Annotated in this window: 7 protein-coding genes and 1 pseudogene; 6 read left to right on the top strand and 2 right to left on the bottom strand. The window is 72.1% G+C overall.

What is annotated here, in order from left to right; genetic code table 11:
• The first annotated feature begins 101 nt into the window (after positions 1-101).
• Positions 102-1649, top strand: a complete 1548-nt coding sequence (gene hflX / locus AB0K08_RS04125; RefSeq protein ID WP_363351979.1) for a GTPase HflX — start codon at positions 102-104, stop codon at positions 1647-1649.
• Positions 1646-3721: an ATP-dependent DNA helicase gene (locus AB0K08_RS04120; protein ID WP_363351977.1), complete on the top strand. Its 2076-nt coding sequence runs from the start codon at positions 1646-1648 to the stop codon at positions 3719-3721. The genes hflX and AB0K08_RS04120 overlap by 4 nt, the downstream gene beginning before the upstream one ends.
• Positions 3722-3743: 22 nt before the next feature.
• On the opposite strand, the gene AB0K08_RS04115 is transcribed toward AB0K08_RS04120, so the two are convergent.
• Both AB0K08_RS04115 and lexA read right to left on the bottom strand, forming a co-directional pair.
• Positions 3744-4652 (bottom strand): hypothetical protein, encoded by a 909-nt coding sequence (locus AB0K08_RS04115; RefSeq protein ID WP_363351975.1) that lies wholly within the window; start codon positions 4650-4652, stop codon positions 3744-3746.
• Positions 4653-4657: 5 nt separating this feature from the next.
• Positions 4658-5338: pseudogene (gene lexA / locus AB0K08_RS04110) on the bottom strand (transcriptional repressor LexA); the annotation flags it as partial.
• 263 nt (positions 5339-5601) lie between these two features.
• Between lexA and AB0K08_RS04105 the strand changes: the two are divergent.
• The 4 genes from AB0K08_RS04105 (at position 5602) to AB0K08_RS04090 (ending at position 19596) form a co-directional block, all read left to right on the top strand.
• Positions 5602-5961, top strand: a complete 360-nt coding sequence (locus tag AB0K08_RS04105) for a LysM peptidoglycan-binding domain-containing protein (RefSeq protein WP_363351973.1) — start codon at positions 5602-5604, stop codon at positions 5959-5961.
• Between the two features lie 74 nt (positions 5962-6035).
• Complete coding sequence (locus tag AB0K08_RS04100) at positions 6036-12206, top strand: Ig-like domain-containing protein (protein ID WP_363351971.1); 6171 nt, start codon at positions 6036-6038, stop codon at positions 12204-12206.
• 40 nt (positions 12207-12246) lie between these two features.
• Entirely contained in the window at positions 12247-13365 is a 1119-nt protein-coding gene (locus tag AB0K08_RS04095; RefSeq protein WP_363351969.1) for a histidinol-phosphate transaminase, read from the top strand.
• Between the two features lie 90 nt (positions 13366-13455).
• Positions 13456-19596, top strand: coding sequence for an Ig-like domain-containing protein (locus AB0K08_RS04090; protein WP_363351967.1), 6141 nt, complete (start codon positions 13456-13458; stop codon positions 19594-19596).
• The last annotated feature ends 4 nt before the right edge of the window (positions 19597-19600 follow it).

The raw sequence follows: 19600 nt of genomic DNA, 5'->3' as shown, positions 1-19600 counted from the left end.
CCACCGTGGCCCCGACCCCGCCTGTCCACAACGGCTCCCCGGACCCCACCGGCAGCGCCGCCAACGATTATCCTAGAGACCACGCATCTTCCAAGGAGACCATGACCGAGAATCCCCAGCACGGGAACCAGAACACCCCCGGACCGGATGAGACCCAGATCCAGGGTGTCATCGACCGGATCCTCGCCGCGGACGCGGCCAGCGCCGCCAAGGACGCGCCGGGCTCCGGACGGGCCCAGGCCCTGTCGGCCGGCGGCGACGGGCACACCGACGCGGACGGCGAGCAGTTCGACCTCGCCGAGCGGCAGGCCCTCCGGCGCGTCAACGGGCTGTCCACCGAGCTCGAGGACATGTCGGAGGTCGAATACCGGCAGCTGCGGCTGGAACGCGTCGTGCTGGCGGGACTGTTGATGGAGGGCACGGCGCAGGACGCCGAGAACTCCCTGCGCGAGCTGGCGGCCCTGGCCGAGACCGCCGGTTCCGAGGTCCTGGACGGCGTCATCCAACGTCGCCACCTGCCGGATCCGGCGACCTTCCTGGGTAAGGGCAAGGCCGAGGAGCTGCGCGGGATCGTCGCCATGACCGGCGCGGACACGGTGATCATCGACTCCGAGCTCGCCCCCTCCCAGCGCCGCGCGCTGGAGGACGTGGTGCGGGTCAAGGTGATCGACCGCACGGCGCTGATCCTGGACATCTTCGCCCAGCACGCCCAGTCCCGCGAGGGGCGTGCCCAGGTGGAGCTCGCGCAGCTCGAGTACCTGCTGCCGCGCCTGCGCGGTTGGGGTGAGTCCATGTCCCGCCAGGCCGGTGGCCGGGCCGCCGGCGGTGAGGGGATCGGCTCTCGCGGTCCCGGTGAGACCAAGATCGAACTGGACCGCCGCCGCATCCGGACCCGGATGGCCAAGCTGCGCCGCGAGATCTCGGCCATGAAGCCGGCGCGGGAGACCAAGCGGGCCAACCGGCGTCGGAACCGGGTGCCCTCCGTGGCGATCGCCGGCTACACCAACGCGGGCAAATCCTCGCTGCTCAACCGCCTGACCCATGCGGGCGTCCTGGTGGAGAACGCGCTGTTCGCCACCCTGGACCCCACCGTGCGCAAGTCCGTCACCCCGGACGGCATCGGCTACACGCTCTCGGACACGGTCGGCTTCGTGCGTTCCCTGCCCACCCAGCTCGTCGAGGCCTTCCGCTCCACCCTGGAGGAGGTGGGGGACGCTGACGTGATCCTGCACGTGGTGGACGTCTCGCACCCGGACCCCGAGGGGCAGATCGCCGCGGTGCGCTCCGTGCTCGCCGAGGTGGATGCGCGCCGGATCCCGGAGATCATCGTGTTGAACAAGGCGGACGCCGCGGACCCGCTGGTGGTGGCGCGGCTCCGCCAGCGCGAGCCACGGTCCGTGGTGGTCTCGGCCCGCACCGGCGAGGGGATCGCGGACCTGGAACGTGCCATCTCGGACGCGATCCCGCGGCCGAACGTGGCACTGGACCTGCTCATCCCGTTCACCGACGGGGACGTGGTCTCGCGGCTGCACTCACCGGATGCCGACATCATCTCGGAGACCTACGAGGCCGAGGGCACGCGGATGCGCGTCCTGGTCCGGGAGGACATCGCCGAGGACCTGCGTCGTTTCGCGGTGGACGGGGCATGACACAGACGGTCCAGGACACCGGACAGGAGGCGGCCGAGCCCCGTTCCGACGCCGAGCGTGAGGCACTGCGCCTGCTGGACGCCGCGGTCGAGGCGACCGGGGGCCAGCGCCGCGAGGGCCAACGGCGCATGGTGGTGGAGGTCGCACGGTCCCTGGAGACCGGCCGGCACCTGCTGGTGCAGGCCGGCACCGGAACGGGCAAGTCGTTGGCGTACCTGGTGCCCGCGCTGCAGCACGCGCTGGCGGCGGAGCGACCCGTGGTGGTGGCCACCGCCACGCTGGCGCTGCAGTCACAGATCATGCGCCGCGACGCGCCGAAGCTGCTCGAGGCGCTGGCGGGAGAGCTGCCCCGGCCCATGGACGTGGCCCTGGTCAAGGGGCGGTCCAACTACCTGTGCCGGCACAAGCTCGAGGGCGGTTTCCCCGAGGAGGAGGGCCAGGCGCTGTTCGGCCTGGCGGACGACGGCGAGATGCTGGCCGGCGCGGACGGCAACCCGACGAGCCCCCTGGGACGCGAGGTGCTCCGTCTGCGGGAGTGGGCAGAGGAGACCGAGACCGGGGACCGGGACGACCTCGATCCCGGGGTCACGGACCGCGCCTGGCGCCAGGTGTCCGTGTCCGCGGTGGACTGCCTCGGCGCGCAGAAGTGTCCGATGGCGGCCGAGTGCTTCTCCGAGAGGGCCCGCTCCGAGGCCGGCGAGGCCGATGTGGTGGTCACCAACCACGCCATGCTCGCCATCAGCGCCTTCGAGGGGCTGGCCGTGCTGCCCGAGTTCGACGCCGTGGTGGTGGACGAGGCCCACGAGCTCCAGGACCGGGTGACGGGTGCGGTCACCGGTCAGCTGTCCGGCGCCATCGTGCAGGCGGCCGCCTCCTCGGCCCGCAAGCACACCGCGGTCGCCGTCGAACCGCTCATGCAGTCCGGCGTCGGCCTGGACGCCGCCTTCACCGCGACGCCCACGGGGCTGATCCCGCGCGGGCCGGACGAGGTCCAGCTCAGTGCCCTCAGCGCCGTGCGGGACGCCGCCCGGCAGGCCTTGAGCGACTCCAAGCCGAGCGGCGGTTCCGATTCCTCCGCCGACGGCGGGCGTCAGATGGCCCGGTCCCGGCTGCAGGAGGTCCTGGAGGTGGCCGAGCGCATGCTGGAGGCCGTCCCGGAGACGAGCCACCCCGAGGTGCTGTGGGCCTCCCGGCCGGGGCACTTCGAACCGGGGACGGGGTGGATCCCTGGGGACGAGACCGCGCCCCCCGTGCTCTACGTCGCGCCGCTGTCCGTGGCGGGAAAGCTCCGGGAGGGCCTCTTCGGGCAGGCCACCACCGTCATGACCTCGGCGACGCTGGCCATCGGTGACTCCTTCCAACCGGTCGCGGGGGCGGTGGGCCTCCTGGGGGAGAGCGCTCCGGCGTGGAACGGCCTGGACGTGGGCAGCCCCTTCGACTACGCCCGGCAGGGCGTGCTCTACGTGGCCCGGCACCTGCCGAAGCCCGGGCGGTTCGCCTCACCGGAGAGCTATGACGAGCTGGAGCAGCTGCTGCGTGCCTCAGGCGGTGGGGCCCTGTGCCTGTTCTCCTCCAAGCGCGCCGCTGAGGACGCCGCGGCGGAGATGAGGACCCGGCTGGGACCGACCCCCACCATCCTGTGCCAGGGGGACACCACCCTGACGGCGCTCGTGCGGCAGTTCGCCACGGAACCGGACACCTGCCTGTTCGGGACGATGAGCCTGTGGCAGGGGGTGGACGTCCCGGGGGCGGCCTGCCGACTGGTGGTCATCGACCGGATCCCCTTCCCCCGGCCGGACGACCCCCTGGCGACGGCCCGGTCCCGGGACATCAGCCGCCACGGGGGCAACGGCTTCATGGCCGTCTCCGCCTCCCACGCGGCGGTGCGCCTGGCCCAGGGGGCCGGGCGACTGATCCGGACGGCCTCGGACCGGGGCGTGGTGGCCGTGCTGGACTCGCGGCTGGCCACCGAACGCTATGGATCGTTCCTGCGGTCGACCCTGCCGGAGTTCTGGCCCACCACCGATCCGGCCGTGGTGCGGGGCGTGCTGGAGCGGTTGAAGGCGGCCTAGCGACACGGCCCGGGCGGTACGCCTAGCGGGCGAGGATCTCCAGGGCCTCCACGGTGCGCAGGCCCCGCCACTCGAGCCCCTGGGCCGGGCACCAGGCGGGCCAGTCCACGGTCCACCCGCCGTCGGCCCGTTGGCCCGAGACCAGCCAGCGGCGATCCCGCTCCGCCAGCCCCTCCGGGGCCAGCCGAGGCGGCAGGTCGCTGGGGAACGGGACGGTCCACGGGTTGTGGAGGAGATCGACGGCGTGGATCCTCTCGTCCTGTGCGCCACCCGGCACCCGGAGCGCGCCGTCGGCGCGCAGCCGGGCGCCCAGGCCGCTGAGGACCGGGTGGCCAGAGGGGTCCTGGCTGCCCTCGGCCGCCAGGAAGCGGACGGCGTACTTCGCCTCGTAGGCGGGCAGGTCCCGGGCCGGCGACTGCCGGTGGTCACCGAACGTCGACAGCCGCAGCCGGCACCAGTCCGCTGCGGCCTCGGCCCAGCCGCCGTCGAACCCTGTCAGCCGCGCGGCGGCGGAGAACCCGTAGGTCAGGTGGGAGCCGCCGGGGGCGGGCTGGACCCACGGGGCGTGGGGCCACTCGAGCGAGGGGTCCGTGACGAACGGGACGGAACCGTCCACGGCCGAGATCGAGGCCGCCCACTCCAGCCCCGAGCGCACCCACGGGTGGTCGGGGAGGTCCCAGGAGGCCAACAGGTCGAGGGCCGCCAGCGTGGACAGCGGCTCACTGTGCGGCGAGCGGACGTCCGGCTCCAGGCCGTGTCCGAAGCCGCCATCCGGATTGCGGTAGGCCCCCAACGCGGCCAGGACGCCGTCGAGGCCGCCGCCGTGCAGCAGCAGGCTGATCCGGCGGCGCTCCAGCAGGCGCCCGTGCGTCACCACGAACTCCTCGGCGTCCGCCGCCCGGACCCCCGGCGGGAAGGGGCGGTGGTTCACGGTCCTCAGAGCGCCCGGAGGACCGTGACGACCTTGCCCATGATGGTGGCCTCGTCCCCGAGGATGGGCTCATAGGCCGAGTTCTGCGGCAGCAGCCACGTGTGGCCGTCCCGCTGCCGGAAGGTCTTCACCGTGGCCTCGTCGTCCAGGAGTGCGGCCACGATGTCCCCGTTGTGCGCGTTGTTCTGCTGGCGCACCACCACCCAGTCACCGTCGCAGATCGCAGCGTCCACCATGGAGTCGCCGGACACCTTGAGCATGAACAGCTCCCCCTCGCCCGTGAGCTGGCGAGGCAGCGTCATGACGTCCTCGACCTGCTGGTCGGCGAGGATCGGCCCACCGGCGGCGATCCGGCCCACGAGGGGGACCGGGACCGCGTCGCCCTCCGCGGCACCCGTATGCAGGGTGGTCACGGGGGCCCCCGGCGACTCGCGGGGGAGGGCGGCCACGTCGGCCGTGAGGGGGGAGCCGTTCTCGTCGAGCAGGACCTCCATGGCCCGCGGGCGGCCCGGATCCTTGCGGATGTAGCCCAGCTTCTCCAGCTGGCCCAGCTGGTGGGTGACCGAGGAGAGCGAGGCCAGGCCCGCGGAATCCCCGATCTCCCGCATGGAGGGCGGGTAGCCGCGCTCGGCGATGGCCGTGCGGATCGAGGCGAGGATGGTGCGCTGCCGCGCCGTCAGGGGGCGGGCGTCCGTGACGTGCTGCGGGTCCGGGGCTGGAGTGGGGTTCCGGGGGGCCATTCGACCATCCGTTCTTATCGTGTCCGTCGGTCTGGGTGGACTGCTTCCAGGTTGATCACTGGTTCCGACGGTACCGGAACCAGGGGGTCGATTCAAAGGTATGTTCGAATTTTTCTTGGCGTGTTTCGAACGGACGTGCTAGACATGGGGTCGAAGCACTCGAACACGCGTTCTATGGCCCGGAGGTCCGGGCGGAGAGGCAGAAGAGCATGAGCACTGCAGCATCACCACAGATCCGCACCGCCGGCTCGGCCGGATTCCACCTGAACCGTCGTGGCCGTTTCCTTTTCGTCGGCTTTCCCGTCCTCGTCCTGGCGGTGTTGGCCGCTGCCGCCGCCGTCTTCTTCGGGGTGAACGGCATGGCTCCGGCCGCGGCATCGGACGAGCGTCCCATCGGCACCGTGCACTCCGTGACCGTGGGCTATGGAGACACCCTGTGGAGCATTGCCGGCCGGTCGGCGCCGGATGCCTCCCGCAACGAGACGATCCTGCGCATCGGCGAGCTCAACAGCCTGGACGGTGCTGACCTCCAGCCGGGTCAGGTCCTCTTCGTCCCCACCGCCGGATGACGTCCGGCCGTTGAGAAGCCGGTAGTCTGGACTGGGTCCGTCGAGTGACGGACCGCCAGTATCACGGGGGCAGCATGGGGATCGACCGGCGGCGCATGAAGCGGGCGACCGCTCCCGTCGCCTTCTCCGCGATCGGCGCCGTGGTCGCCACCGGCGCATTCCTCTATCCCGGATTCGACACCGCCGATCTCGACCTGCACGACGCCGGCGTCTGGGTCACGCACCACAGCGGCGGCTACGTGGGCCACCTGAACCATGAGTCGCAGATCCTGGACGGCGGATTCCGGCCCCCCGGAAAGGACTTCCAGCTCCATCAGGAGGGTGCCACCGCCCTGATGCTGGACCCCGCGTCGGGAGCGCTGACCGGCATCGACACGGCGTCGATGGCGGCCGGGGACCAGGTCATGGTGCCGGCGGCCCAGGACTTTGCCCTGGGTGGCGGGATCATATCCGTGAACAACCCCGAGGAGGGGACGGTCTTCGCGGGGACCGCGGACCCGGCCCCCCAATGGCCCACCGACGAGCCCCTCTACGAGGCCGAGGGCGGCGTCGCCTCGACCACCTCGGGCAGCGGCGAGGTGCTGGTCGCCGACCTCGCCGGAGAGCAGATCGTGCGTTTCGGTGCCGAGGAGGGCGGAGCGGCGTCCGCGCTCGTGGAGACCGGACGCGAGTCATTGGACGGCCTGTCGGCCCTGACCGATCCGCAGCTCGTGGCGGTGGGGGACCGTCCCGTGGTCGTGGACTCCGAGTCGGGGACGGTGAGCTGGCCGGGCCGGTCCGTCCAGGACGAGCGCCTGGTGGGTGCGGTGCCCCAGCCCTCTGGCCCCGCCGCCGATGAGATCGCCCTGTCCACCCCGCGGGACCTCGTGACCGTGGACCTCTCCGGTGGTCAGGTCCACTCCCTGCCCCTGGCGCCGCCGGAGGATCCCGCCGCGGGATCCACCGCTCCGGCGGGATCCTCGGGTGAGGCCGGTACCACGGTTCCCGTGCGGGTCGGCGGGTGCTTCCATGCTGCCTCGGCGGTGACGGGACACTACCTGCAGGATTGTGCGGGCCAGGCGCAGGACCAGATAGTGCCGATCCCGGACCTCAAGGGTGGTTCGCAGCTGGTCTTCCGGGTCAACCGCGACCAGGTGGTGCTCAATGACACGGAGTCCGGCACCAACTGGATGGTCCTGGACCAGATGAAGGTGGTGGCCAACTGGGACGACCTCGAGCCGCCGAAGGGCGAGGGCGAGGAGAAGGAAGAGGAGTCTGACGAGGTCACCCAGCAGACCGCGCTGCCCGAACGGCAGGAGGAGAACCGTCCACCCGTGGCCGTTGACGACAGTTTCGGGGTCCGCCCGGGGCGGACCACCCAACTGCCGGTCCTGTTCAACGACTCGGACCCGGACGGTGATGTCCTGACCGCCTCACTGGACAGCGAGCAGCCGTCCGTGGGCACGGTGCAGGAGATCATCGACGGGATCGGGTTGCAGATCGTCGTGCCGGAGTCGGCCAGCGGACGGGCCCAGATCACCTACGTGGCGGACGACGGCCGAGGTGGCACGGACTCCGCCCGGGTCTCCCTGCGGGTGGTCCCGGACATCGAGAACACCGCACCGAGGCAGGAACGGACCCCCGTGCTGCGCGTGCCGGCCGGCGAGTCCGTGACCAGTCAGGTGCTGACCGACTGGATCGACCCGGACGGCGACGACCTCCAGCTCGTCGGCGCGCTGGCCGAGGAGCCGGACTCGGTGCGGATCAGGCCGGACGGCACCCTGACCTTCCAGGACAACACGGGTGAGGCCGGCCGGAAGGAGCTGGCGATCACGGTCTCCGACGGCCGCGAGTCCGCCCCCGGCACGGTCCAGGTCGACGTCCTTGAGCGGGGCTCGGTCCATCCACCGATCACCCAGGCCGACCACGTCACCGTGCCGGCCGGGCAGGACATCACGTTCTCACCCCTGCAGAACGACACCGACCCGCTCGGCGGGCAGCTCAGGCTCGCCCACGTGGGACCCGTCGCGAACGCCGAGCTCGACTACTCCACGTCCGGTGGCTCGGTGTCCTGGTACTCGGAGACTCCCGGCACGTACTACGTGGAGTACCTGGCCGCCAACGACTACGACTCGGCCCCCGGCCTGATCCGCGTCGACGTGGTCGAGCCGGAGGACGGCGCGGGTCTGCCGGTCGCCGTCCGGGACATCGCCCTGCTGCCGGCCGGTGGTCAGACGCTCGTCAACGTCCTGGGCAACGACACCGATCCCAGCGGGGGCGTCCTCGTGGTGCAGGGCGTCGGGGAGGCGACCGCCGAGTCCGGAGCCCCGGCGCCGCTGAAGATGGCGGTCGAGGACCTGAACCATATCCGGGTCGTGGACACCGGGGGCATGACCGGACCGGCCACCTTCACCTACCTGGTGTCCAACGCCGAGGGCACCTCCGAGGGCGAGGTGACGGTGATCCCGCTGCCCGAGCCGGAGGTGATGCAGCCTCCCGTGGCCGTGGCGGACGCCGCCACGGTGCGGGTGGGTGACGTGGTCACCATCGACGTCCTGGCCAACGACTCGCACCCCAACCAGGAACAGCTCACGCTGGAACCCGTCCTCGACCGCCAGGCGGCCGACGGGAAGGGCATCGGCTTCGTCTCCGACGGCAAGGTCCGCTTCCGTGCCGGTGACGAACCCGGTCGGGTCACCCTGGCCTACACGGTGCGGGCCCCGGACGGTCAGGAGGCCTCGGCGACCGTGGACCTCACCCTGACGGCGATGGACCGGGAGGCCAACAACCCGCCGGTGCCGTCCTCCGTCTCCGCCCGCGTGCTGGTGGGTGAATCCGTGGCGGTCCCCATCCCGCTGGACGGCATCGACCCGGACGGCGACTCGGTGACCCTGCAGGGGGTGCAGTCCCCGCCGAGCCAGGGGTCCGTGCGGATGGAGAAGGGGCAGCTGATCTACACCGCCTCGGACGCGGCCACGGGATCGGACTCCTTCACCTACGCGGTCGCCGACCGGCTGGGGGCCCAGGCCACGGGCACCGTGACCATCGGGATCGCCGCACCACTCAACACGAACCACCCGCCGGTGGCCCTGGACGATTCCGTCCACGTGCGGCCGGGCCGGACCTTCACCACCAACGTGCTCTCCAACGACGCCGACCCGGACGGGGACGAGGTGACCCTCGTGCAGGACCGGTTCACCTCCAGCCAACCGGAGGTGCCGGTGGACATCGTGGACGGACGGGTCCGCGTGGTGGCCCCGCAGACCGAGGGCTTCCTGAACATCGGGTACACGATCACGGATCCGGCCGGCGCCACAGCCACGGCCAACCTCTCGATCCGCGTCGACGAGCAGGCACCGCTGATGCCACCCGTCGCCCGCGACGACCTCGTGGGGGCGGAGGAGATCAACGGCAGGGAGGAGGTCTCCGTCTCCGTGCTGGACAACGATGAGGACCCGGACGGCGCCGTGGAGGACCTCGAGCTCGCCCTGGACGAGGCCGCCACTGCGGACGGCGCACGGGTGGACGGCACGCACCTGGTCATCCCGGTCCGGGACGCAGCACAGGTCCTCATGTACACCGTCACCGACATCGACGGGGGCATCGGCCGGGCCTTCGTCTTCGTGCCCGGCAACGACCACCGCGCACCGTGGCTGACCACCGGCGAGCCGCTGCGCGTCATGGCGGGCGAGGAGCTGCGGGTCGAACTCACGGACCACATCGGCGTGCGGGAGGGCCGGACGCCGCGGCTCACGGGAGACTCCGCTGCCTCGGCCACCCCGACCTCCGCCGCCTTCGCCGTCTCCTCGGCCACGGAGGTCCGCGTCACGGCGCCGGCGGACTACGCCGGAGGAGCCTCGGTCAACGTCACCGTCACGGACGGCGAGAGCGGTTCGGACCCCAACGGCCTGGTCTCCACCCTGTCCATACCGATCCAGGTGGAGCCCCGCCCGGAGGAGAACAACCCACCCACCGCCCGGTCCAGTTCGATGCAGATCGAACAGGGCGGGGACCCGGTCAGTCTGGACCTGGCCCCGCTGGCCTCGGATGCCGACAGGGACGAGCTGACGTTCACCCGGGGCGAGGTGGCCGGCGAGTTCGCCGCCGAGCTGACCGGGACAGAACTGACCGTCACGCCCTCCACGAACGCGGAGCGCGGCACCACGGGCACGGTGGCGTTCTCCGTGACCGACGGCGAGGCCGACCCCGTCACGGCGCAGATCACCGTCAACATCGTCGGCACCTCCCGAGAGCTGCCGCGCGCCCTGGACGACTCCGTCCCGGAGGCACGGGCCGGCGAACCGGTCACGGTCGACGTGCTCGAGAACGATGTCAACCCGTTCGAGGGCGAGGGGCCGCTGACGGTGACCGGGGCACAGGTCAGCACGGGCGCGGGCACGGCCACCACGGACGGCACGGCCGTGACGATCACCCCGGGGGCGGACTACTCGGGGCGGATGCAGGTGGCCTACACGGTCCGGGACCTCACCGACGACCCGAGCCGGCAGGTCCAGGGCAACATCACCGTGGTGGTCAAGGACCGTCCGGACGTGCCCGGCGTGCCCCGGATCGAGTCCGTGTCGGACCAGACGGTGGAACTGTCCTGGGCCGCCCCGCCGGACAACGGCGACCCCATCACCGGCTACACGGTCACGGACACCTCGACCGGCCGGACCCAGCCATGCTCGTCCACCGCGTGTTCCATCACGGACCTCACGAACGCCGTGGAGCACCGGTTCACCGTCACCGCCACCAACGCCGTGGGAGAGTCGGACCCCTCCGGCGTTTCCGCCCCCGCCATCCCGGACGTGCGCCCGGAACAGCCCGCCCCTCCCGGCGTGGAGGCGGGAGACGGGCTGGTGGCCGTGCAGTGGACGCCGCCGGAGAACCGGGGGTCGGCGATCACCGACTACCGCGTGCAGATGACCCCGGCTCCGGCCGGCGGCAGCCTGCGTTCGGCCGGCGCCGGGACGTCCCTGCGCTGGGACGGCCTGAGCAACGGCATGGCCTATCAGTTCCGCATCCAGGCCGTGAACCAGGCCGACGAGCCCTCCGAATGGTCCGGCTGGTCCGTGGCCGCGACGCCGGCCGGCAAGCCCTTCGCCCCCGGGACCCCCCGCGCGGTGCGGGACGAGTCCGCGGTCGACGGCGGGGTGGTCCGGGTGTCCTGGGCGGCGGCGGATGACAACGGCGCGGCCCTGAAGGACTACACGGTGACGGCCCACGGCGGCGGGGACACCCAGGTCCGCACCGTGTCCCCCGGGACCACCTCCTTGAACTGGTCGGGGCTGGAGAAGTCCACGGCCTACTCCTTCTCGGTGGTGGCCACGAACGCGAAGGGTGCCTCGCCGTCGTCGGGCCGCTCCGCCACCGTGACGCCCTACGGGCGGCCCGGCGCCGTCACCGGCCTCACCACGAAGGCCACCGGGTCCGACCGGCAGCTGGACATCTCCTTCTCCGGGGCGGCGTCCAACGGCTCGCCCGTGACCTATCAGTACAACCTCGGCGGCGGCTGGTCCAGTCTCGGCTCTGCGACCTCGGACACCATCACGGTCCCGGCGAACGGGTCCAGCTACCAGCTCACGGTGCGGGCCACGAACGCCGCGGGCACCGGGACATCCCAGACGGTGGCCACGAAGGTCGCCTACGGGCCGCTGAACATGCCCACCATCCAGGCCACGTCCCGGCAGGGCACCGTGGAGTTCACCTGGAGCCCGACCAACACCGCGACCATCGGCAACGGACGGTCCGTCACGGTCACCCCGAAGGTCAACTCGTCCACGGTGGACAACAACGGCTCCTACACGAGTCCACGGACCCGTGCCGCCACCAGCTACTCGATGAGCATCCAGGTCTGTGTCACCGGGACCTCCACCTGCGACACCGTGACGGACTCGGCCACCTCGCAGCGGATCCCCGACCCCACCGCCAGCCTGCAACTCGGGGCGGCGGCCGACTCGGCCGGCCTCTGCGCGGAACCCGATGCGGCGGAGAACCTCTACACCAACTGCCACTACTCGAGGCTCATCCTGGAGCACTTCGAACCGAACAGCAGCCACGCCATCGAATGCGTGGGGGTGACCGCCCCGGGTCATCCCATTGGCACCGGACGGTCGGTGGTGTGGAACACCGCGACGATCCGGACCGACGCGAACGGCGCCTTCGACGGGTTCCCGGACGCCTGCATCATCTCGGACCGGTTGACCAGCGCCAAGGTCGTGATCGACGGGTCGCTGTCGACCAACACGCTCACCGCACCCTGGTAACCCGCGGCCGCGTGCGGTGCGGTGCACCTAGAATGGCCCGGTGAGCACCGCGGATTCGACCTCGTCCCCTGAGGCCCTGGCGGCCCTGCCCCTGCGCGAGAACCTGCGGGGTCTGAGCCCCTACGGCGCCCCGCAGCTGGACGTGCCCGTCACCCTGAACACCAACGAGAACACGCATCCCGTACCGGACGAGGTGGTGCGCGCGATCGCCGCCTCCGTGGCCGAGGCCGCCGTGTCCCTCAACCGTTACCCGGACCGTGAGTTCACCGAGCTGCGCCAGCGCCTGGCCCGGTACCTGGGCCATGGGCTCGGCGCCTCCCAGCTGTGGGCCGCCAACGGTTCCAATGAGATCCTGCAGCAGCTGTTGCAGGCCTTCGGCGGTCCCGGACGCACCGTGATGGGCTTCCCGCCCACCTACTCGATGTACCCGCTGCTGGCGGCCGGGACGGACACCCGCTACCTGGCCGGGGTGCGGGGGGAGGAGTTCTCCCTGACCGCGGAGTCCGCCGCGGAACAGGTCGCCGAGCACCGTCCGGACCTCGTGCTGCTGTGCTCGCCCAACAACCCCACCGGCACCGCCCTCGGCCTCGACGTCGTCGACGCCGTCTACCGGGCGAGTGAGGCCCATCAGGGAATGGTGATCGTGGACGAGGCCTACGCCGAGTTCGCCCTCGCCGGCACCCGGTCGGCCCTCTCGCTGCTGCCCGACCGGCCACGACTCGTGGTCACCCGCACCATGTCCAAGGCCTTCGCGCTGGCCGGCGCCCGGCTGGGGTACCTCGCGGCCGCTCCCGAGGTCGCGGACGCCCTGCGGCTGGTCCGCCTGCCGTACCACCTCTCGGCCGTCTCCCAGGCCACGGCCAACGCCGCCCTGCAGCACCACGACGTGCTGCTGACCACCGTGGAGGACATCAAGGCCCAGCGGGACCGGATCGTGGACGGCCTGCGCGAACTGGGCCTGACGCCCGCTGTCTCCGACTCGAACTTCGTGTTCTTCGGCGGGCTGGCGGACGCCCACGCGACGTGGGAGGGGCTGCTGGAGCGCGGGGTGCTGGTGCGCGACGTCGGCATCGACCACCACCTGCGCGTCACCGCAGGGACCGAGGCCGAGACCACCGCCTTCCTCGACGCCCTGGGCGAGGTGCTGGCCGCCGGCTGAGCGGTCGCTCGGCGGGAACCGTGAGCCACTAGACTGTGGCACCGGGACCGGATCCCGTGGGGAGGATCCGGCCGGTGCGGAGGGAGTGCGGTGGCGCGGCGGGGCTGGAAGAAGTCGGTCAAGGCCCCGGTGGCGTTCTCCGCCCTGGGCGCCATGATGGCGACCGGTGCCTTCCTGTACCCGGGGTTCCAGACCGCAGAACTGGACCTGCATGACGGGGGCGTCTGGGTCACCTACGACGACGGCGGGTACCTGGGCCACCTGAACTATGAGTCGAGGACTCTGGACGGCGGGCTGAAGCCCCCGGTGGAACGCTTCGACCTGCACCAGGAGGGCTCCACCGTGCTGATGCTGGATCCGGCATCCGGCGCGCTGACCGGGGTCGACACCACGGCCATGGCCGTCGGCGACCAGGTCATGATGCCCGCCACCACCGGATTCGCCCTCGGCGGCGGCAGCGTCTCCGCGAGCAACCCGGACGAGGGCACCGTGTTCGCCGGCCTCGCACAACCGGCGCCCCAGGTCTCGGGCGAGGACCCCCTCTACGAGGGTGAAGGGTCCGTGGCCTCCACCACCACGGTGGAGGGCCAGGTGCTCGTCGCGGACCTGCAGGAGGGAGCCGTGCACCGCTTCGACGCCCCGGAGACGGCCGGCGGCCCCTTCGAGGAGACCGAGCGGCAGGACCTCGAGGCGCTGGCGGAGATGGCCGATCCGATCGTGACCGCCGTGGGGGAGACGCCCGTGGTCGTCGACAGCGGGGCCGGGCGGCTGTCCTGGCCCGGGCGGTCGGTCCAGGATGACCGCCTGGTCGGGGCCGTTCCCCAGCCGGCCGGTCCCGCGACGGGCCGGATCGCCCTGTCGACCGGTCACGACCTGCTCACCGTGGACCTGGGCAGCGGCGAGGTGGACTCCCTGCCGTTGGCCGACCCGGCCGATGCGGGGGCCGGGGCGACCCTGCCCGGCGGCAGCACCGGGGCGAGCGCCGCCACGGCCCCCGTCCAGGTCGACGGGTGCATCCACGCGGCCTCCGCCCGGACCGGTCACTACCTGCGTGACTGCCCGGCCGAGGGGAACGACGAGATCGTGCCCATCCCTGAGCTCTCGGCCGGTGCCGAACTCGTGTTCCGGGTGAACCGGGACCGGGTGGTGCTCAACGACACCGGCGCCGGCACCACCTGGCTGGTCCTGGAGCAGATGAAGGTCGTCTCCAACTGGGATGACCTGGAGCCGCCGGAGGGCGAGGGGGACGAGGAGGACGAGGAGTCCGACGAGGTCACCCGCCAGACCGCGCTACCGGACCGGCAGGAGGAGAACCGACCACCGGTCGCCGTCGACGACACGTTCGGGGTGCGCGCGGGCCGGACCACCCAGCTGCCGGTGCTGTTCAACGACTCCGATCCAGACGGTGACGTGCTCACGGCCCGCCTCGAGGGCGAGCAACCCGGACTGGGCACCATCCAACGCGTCCTGGACGGCGTCGGGATGCAGGTCGTGGTCCCGGAATCGGCCACCGGCAGCGAGAGCGTCACCTACGTGGCCGACGACGGCCGGGGCGGCACCGACACCGCCGAGATCTCGCTGCGGGTCGTGCCCGAGACCCAGAACGGCGCCCCGACCCAGGAACGCGTCCCGGTGCTCCGCGTCCCCGCCGGCGGATCCGCCTCCGCCCAGATCCTGACCGACTGGCTGGACCCGGACGGTGACGACCTGCAGCTCACCGGCGCCTCCACCGAGGACACGGACAGCGTGCGGACCCGCCCGGACGGGCAGCTGACCTTCCAGGACAACACGGGCGAGCCGGGCACCCGCGAGATCCAACTGACCGTCTCCGACGGCCGGGAGACCTCCACCGGCACGGCACAGGTGGAGGTCCTGGACCGCGGTGGGATCCAGCCACCCATCACCCAGGCGGACCACGTCACCGTCCAGGCCGGGCAGGAGGCCACCCTGCACCCCCTGGAGAATGACGAGGACCCCCTGGGCGGCCGCTTGCGACTGGCCTATGTGGACACCGTCCCCGAGGCCGAGGTGACCTACAGCGCCACGGCCGGGACCGTGCAGGTCGCCGGGTCCACCCCGGGCACCTATTACCTGGAGTACGTGGCCGCCAACGAGTTCGACTCCGCCCCCGGGCTGATCCGCGTGGACGTGCTTCAGGAGCAGGAGGAGGGCGGGCTGCCCGTGGCGGTCCGGGACACCGCCCTGTTGCCGGCCGGCGGGGACGTGCTGGTCAACGTGCTGGGCAACGACACGGACCCCGCCGGCGGCCTGCTCGTGGTCCAGGGGATCGAGGGCGTCGACCGCTCCGGGAGCGACGCCCCGCCCATCACCGTGGCCGTGGAGGACTTCAACCACCTGCGGGTGGTGGACAGCGGCGGCCTGAGTGGCCCGGTCACCTTCAGCTACCGCGTGGCCAACGCCCAGGGCGCCTCCACCGGTGAGGTCACCGTCATCCCGTTGCCGGCACCGGAGGTCCTCCAACCTCCCGTGGCCACGGCGGACGCGGCCACCGTCCGGGCCGGGGACATCGTCACCGTGGACGTGCTGGCCAACGACTCGCACCCGAACCACGGAGACCTCACCCTGGAACCGGCGCTGGTCGGGGAGCCGTCGCAGGGCCGGGCCTTCGTCTCCGACGGCCTGCTGCGGTACCGGGCCGGGGACCGGGCGGGACGGGTCACGGTGGCCTACGAGGTCAGCGGCCCGGACGGGCAGAAGGCCTCCGCGCCGGTGGAGTTCACCGTGACGGGTATGGACCGCGCGGCGAACAACCCGCCCGTCCCACCCACCGTCCAGGCGCGCGTGCTGGCCGGCAACGCGGTGTCGGTGCCCATCGACCTCAACGGGACGGACCCGGACGGGGACTCGGTCACGCTCGTGGGCGTGCAGTCCCCGCCGGCCCAGGGTTCGGTACGGATGGAGGAGGGCCGGCTCGTCTACACGGCCACCGCATCGGCGGCGGGCACGGACACCTTCACCTACCAGGTGGCGGACCGGCTGGGAGCCACCGCGACCGGGACGGTGGCGGTGGGCATCGCCCAGCCGCTGGCCACGAACCACCCGCCGGTGGCCCTCGACGACGCGGTCGAGATCCGTCCCGGCCGGACCTTCACCACCAATGTGCTCGTCAACGACGCCGACCCGGACGGGGACCCCGTCGCCCTGGTCGAGGGCGGCATCCACACCTCCTCGCCCGAGACCCGGGTGGGCATTGTGGACGGCCTGCTGCGGGTCACCGTCCCGGAGCAGTCGGGCCACGTGAACGTGCAGTACACGATCGCCGACCCGGCCGGGGCCACGGACACCGGCAACCTCTCCATCACGGTCCACCCCGAGGCACCCCTGATGCCGCCGATCGCCCGGGACGACACGGTGGGCGCCGAGCAGGTCGCCGACCGGGACCAGGTCGCCGTCGCGGTGCTGGAGAACGACGAGGACCCGGACGGCGCGGTCGACGAGCTCGAGATCAGCCTCGACCCCGCCGCGCAGGAGGCCGGAGCCAGGGTCCAGGGGGACCAGGTGATCGTCCCCGTGGCCCAGGACGCGCAGACCCTGATGTACACGGTCACCGACGTGGACGGGGGAGTGGGCCACGCCTTCATCCTGATTCCCGGCCAGGACGCACGGGCCCCCTGGCTCACCACCGCGGATCCCCTGGAGGTGATGGCCGGCGAACCGCTGCGGGTGGACCTGGGAGACCACATCGGCGTCCGGGAGGGCCGCACCCCACGACTGACCGGGGATGACGCGGCCACGGCCGCGCCCGGCTCCGCGCAGCTGGCCGTGGGCTCGGCCACCGAGGTCACCTTCACCGCGGACGAGGGCTACGCGGGCAACGCCTCGGTCAACGTCACCGTCACGGACGGCGAGGCCAGCGGGGACCCCAACGGGCTGGTCTCCACCCTCTCCATCCCCGTCACCGTGACGCCCCGCCCGGAACAGAACAACCCGCCCTCGGTCCAGTCCAGCTCGATGGAGGTGGAGCAGGGCGGGGACCCCGTCAACCTGGACCTGGCCCCGCTGGCCCACGACCCGGACGGCGATGAGACCACCCTCCGGCTCGGCGAGGTCACCGGCGAGATCGGTGCCGATCTGACGGGGACCGTCCTGACGGTGACCCCCTCCACCAACGCCCAGCGCGGCACCTCCGGTGCGGTGCGGTTCACGGTGTCCGACGGCGAGGCGGATCCCGTCCCGGCGGAGATCTCCGTGGCCGTGGTGGGGACCTCCCGGCCGGCTCCCCGGGCCCTGGATGACGAGGTCCTCGAGGGCCGGGCCGGTGAACCGGTCACCGTGGACGTGCTGGCCAATGACGTGAACCCCTTCGCCGATCAGGGGCCCCTGAGCGTCACCTCGGCCGCCGTGACCACGGGGGCCGGCAGCGCCGCCACGGACGGCTCCACCGTCACCGTCACCCCGGATGCCGCCTACCACGGGCGGATGCAGGTCACCTACGGGATCGAGGACATCACCGGGGACCCGACCCGTCGGGCCCAGGGCACCGTCACCGTGGTCGTCAAGGGTGCCCCCGCGGCTCCCGGGGTCCCGCGCATCGAGGGCGTGGACGACTCCGAGGTCTCCCTGTCCTGGGCCGCCCCACCGGACCACGGCGCACCGATCACCGGATACACGGTGACGGACACGACCACCGGGGCCGCCCAGGAGTGCGCGGCGACGGCCTGCACCATCACGGGGCTGACCAACGCCGTGGAGCACCGGTTCACGGTGACCGCCACCAACGAGGTGGGGGAGTCCGAGTCCTCCGCCAACTCCGCCCCCGCGATCCCGGACGTGCGGCCGGAGCAGCCCGCCGCGCCGGGCACCACGGCCGGCGACGGGGTGGTGGACCTGTCCTGGACCGCCCCCGAGAACCGGGGATCGGCCATCACCGAGTACCGGGTCCAGGTCTCGCCGGCGTTGGCCGGGGCGGCCACCCGCACCAGCGGGGCGGGAACCGCCCTGCGCTGGGACGGGCTGGAGAACGGGGTGGCCTACCGGTTCCGGATCCAGGCGGTCAACCAGGCGGCCGAGCCCTCCGCATGGTCCGGCTGGTCCACGGACGCGGTACCGGCCGGCCGGCCCTTCGCCCCCGGGACTCCCTCCGCGGTCAAGGACACCTCTGCGGTGTTCGGCGGCGTGGTGCGCGTGTCCTGGGCGGCGGCAGACGACAACGGGGCCGCGCTGACCGGGTACACCGTGCGCGCCCACGCGGGCGGCTCGGTGACCGAGCGCCCCGTCGGAGCCGGCACCACCTCGCTGGAGTGGTCCGGGCTGGACAAGTCCACGGCCTACTCCTTCTCCGTGGTGGCCACGAACGCGAAGGGCGATTCGCCGGCCTCCGGCCGGTCGGCCGCCGTCACGCCGTTCGGCCTCCCGGGCGCGGTGTCTGGGCTGAGCACCTCGGCCACCGGGGCCGACCGGACCCTGGACTACTCCTTCAACGGGGCGGCGGCCAACGGCTCTCCCGTCACCTACCAGTACTCCACCGGCGGCGGCTGGGCCTCCCTGGGCACCGCGACGTCCGGCACGCTGACCGTCCCCGCCAACGGGCAGAGCTACCCGCTGCGCGTCCGGGCCCAGAACGCCGCCGGCGCGGGGGAGACCGTCCAGGCCCCCTCGGCCCGCGCTCACGGCGACTTCAGGATGCCCACGATCACGGCCACACCCCAGCAGGGCAACGTGAAGTTCACCTGGGACCGGACGAACGCGACGACGATCGGCAACGGACGGGACGTCACCATCACCCCGGTGGTCAACACCCAGCAGGTGGCCAATGACGGCGAGTACATCACCGACCGCTACCGGGCCGCCCGGGACTTCACCATGACGATCCGGGTGTGCGCCACCGGCACCGACGACTGCGAGACGGCCCAGAAGAAGGCCACCTCCCTGCCCATCCCCGACCCCTCCGTGCGCATCAGCCAGGGCCGGTCCGTGGACGGGATCAAGTCGAACTGCGGGCCCGGAAAGGAGTTCCAGAACTGCAACCCCACTCACTTCGAGATCGAGGGCTTCAACCCCGGACCGGTGGAGATCACCTGCGTGGCGGTCGGAGCCGAGGGGACCAGCAACGCGGGCCGGGAGTACGAGTTCATCACCGGCTCCTGGACCATCCCGGCGAACGGCAGCTACACCGGCACCCCGGGCATGTGCATCATGCATGACGACCACGCGCAGCTGTTCGTCCGGATCAAGGAGTACGGCCTCGAGTCGAATCGTCTCACCCGCTGACGGG

Origin of the sequence: Citricoccus sp. NPDC055426, from assembly GCF_040677445.1 — a bacterium.
GTDB lineage: Bacteria > Actinomycetota > Actinomycetes > Actinomycetales > Micrococcaceae > Citricoccus.
This window is presented reverse-complemented; position numbering and strand designations above follow the sequence as displayed.

Bases quoted from the DNA above. Each gene is read 5' to 3' on its own strand.
- AB0K08_RS04105 (WP_363351973.1), top strand. From the start codon at position 5,602: ATGAGCACTGCAGCATCACCACAGATCCGCACCGCCGGCTCGGCCGGA.
- AB0K08_RS04100 (WP_363351971.1), top strand. From the start codon at position 6,036: ATGGGGATCGACCGGCGGCGCATGAAGCGGGCGACCGCTCCCGTCGCC.
- AB0K08_RS04120 (WP_363351977.1), top strand. From the start codon at position 1,646: ATGACACAGACGGTCCAGGACACCGGACAGGAGGCGGCCGAGCCCCGT.
- hflX (WP_363351979.1), top strand. From the start codon at position 102: ATGACCGAGAATCCCCAGCACGGGAACCAGAACACCCCCGGACCGGAT.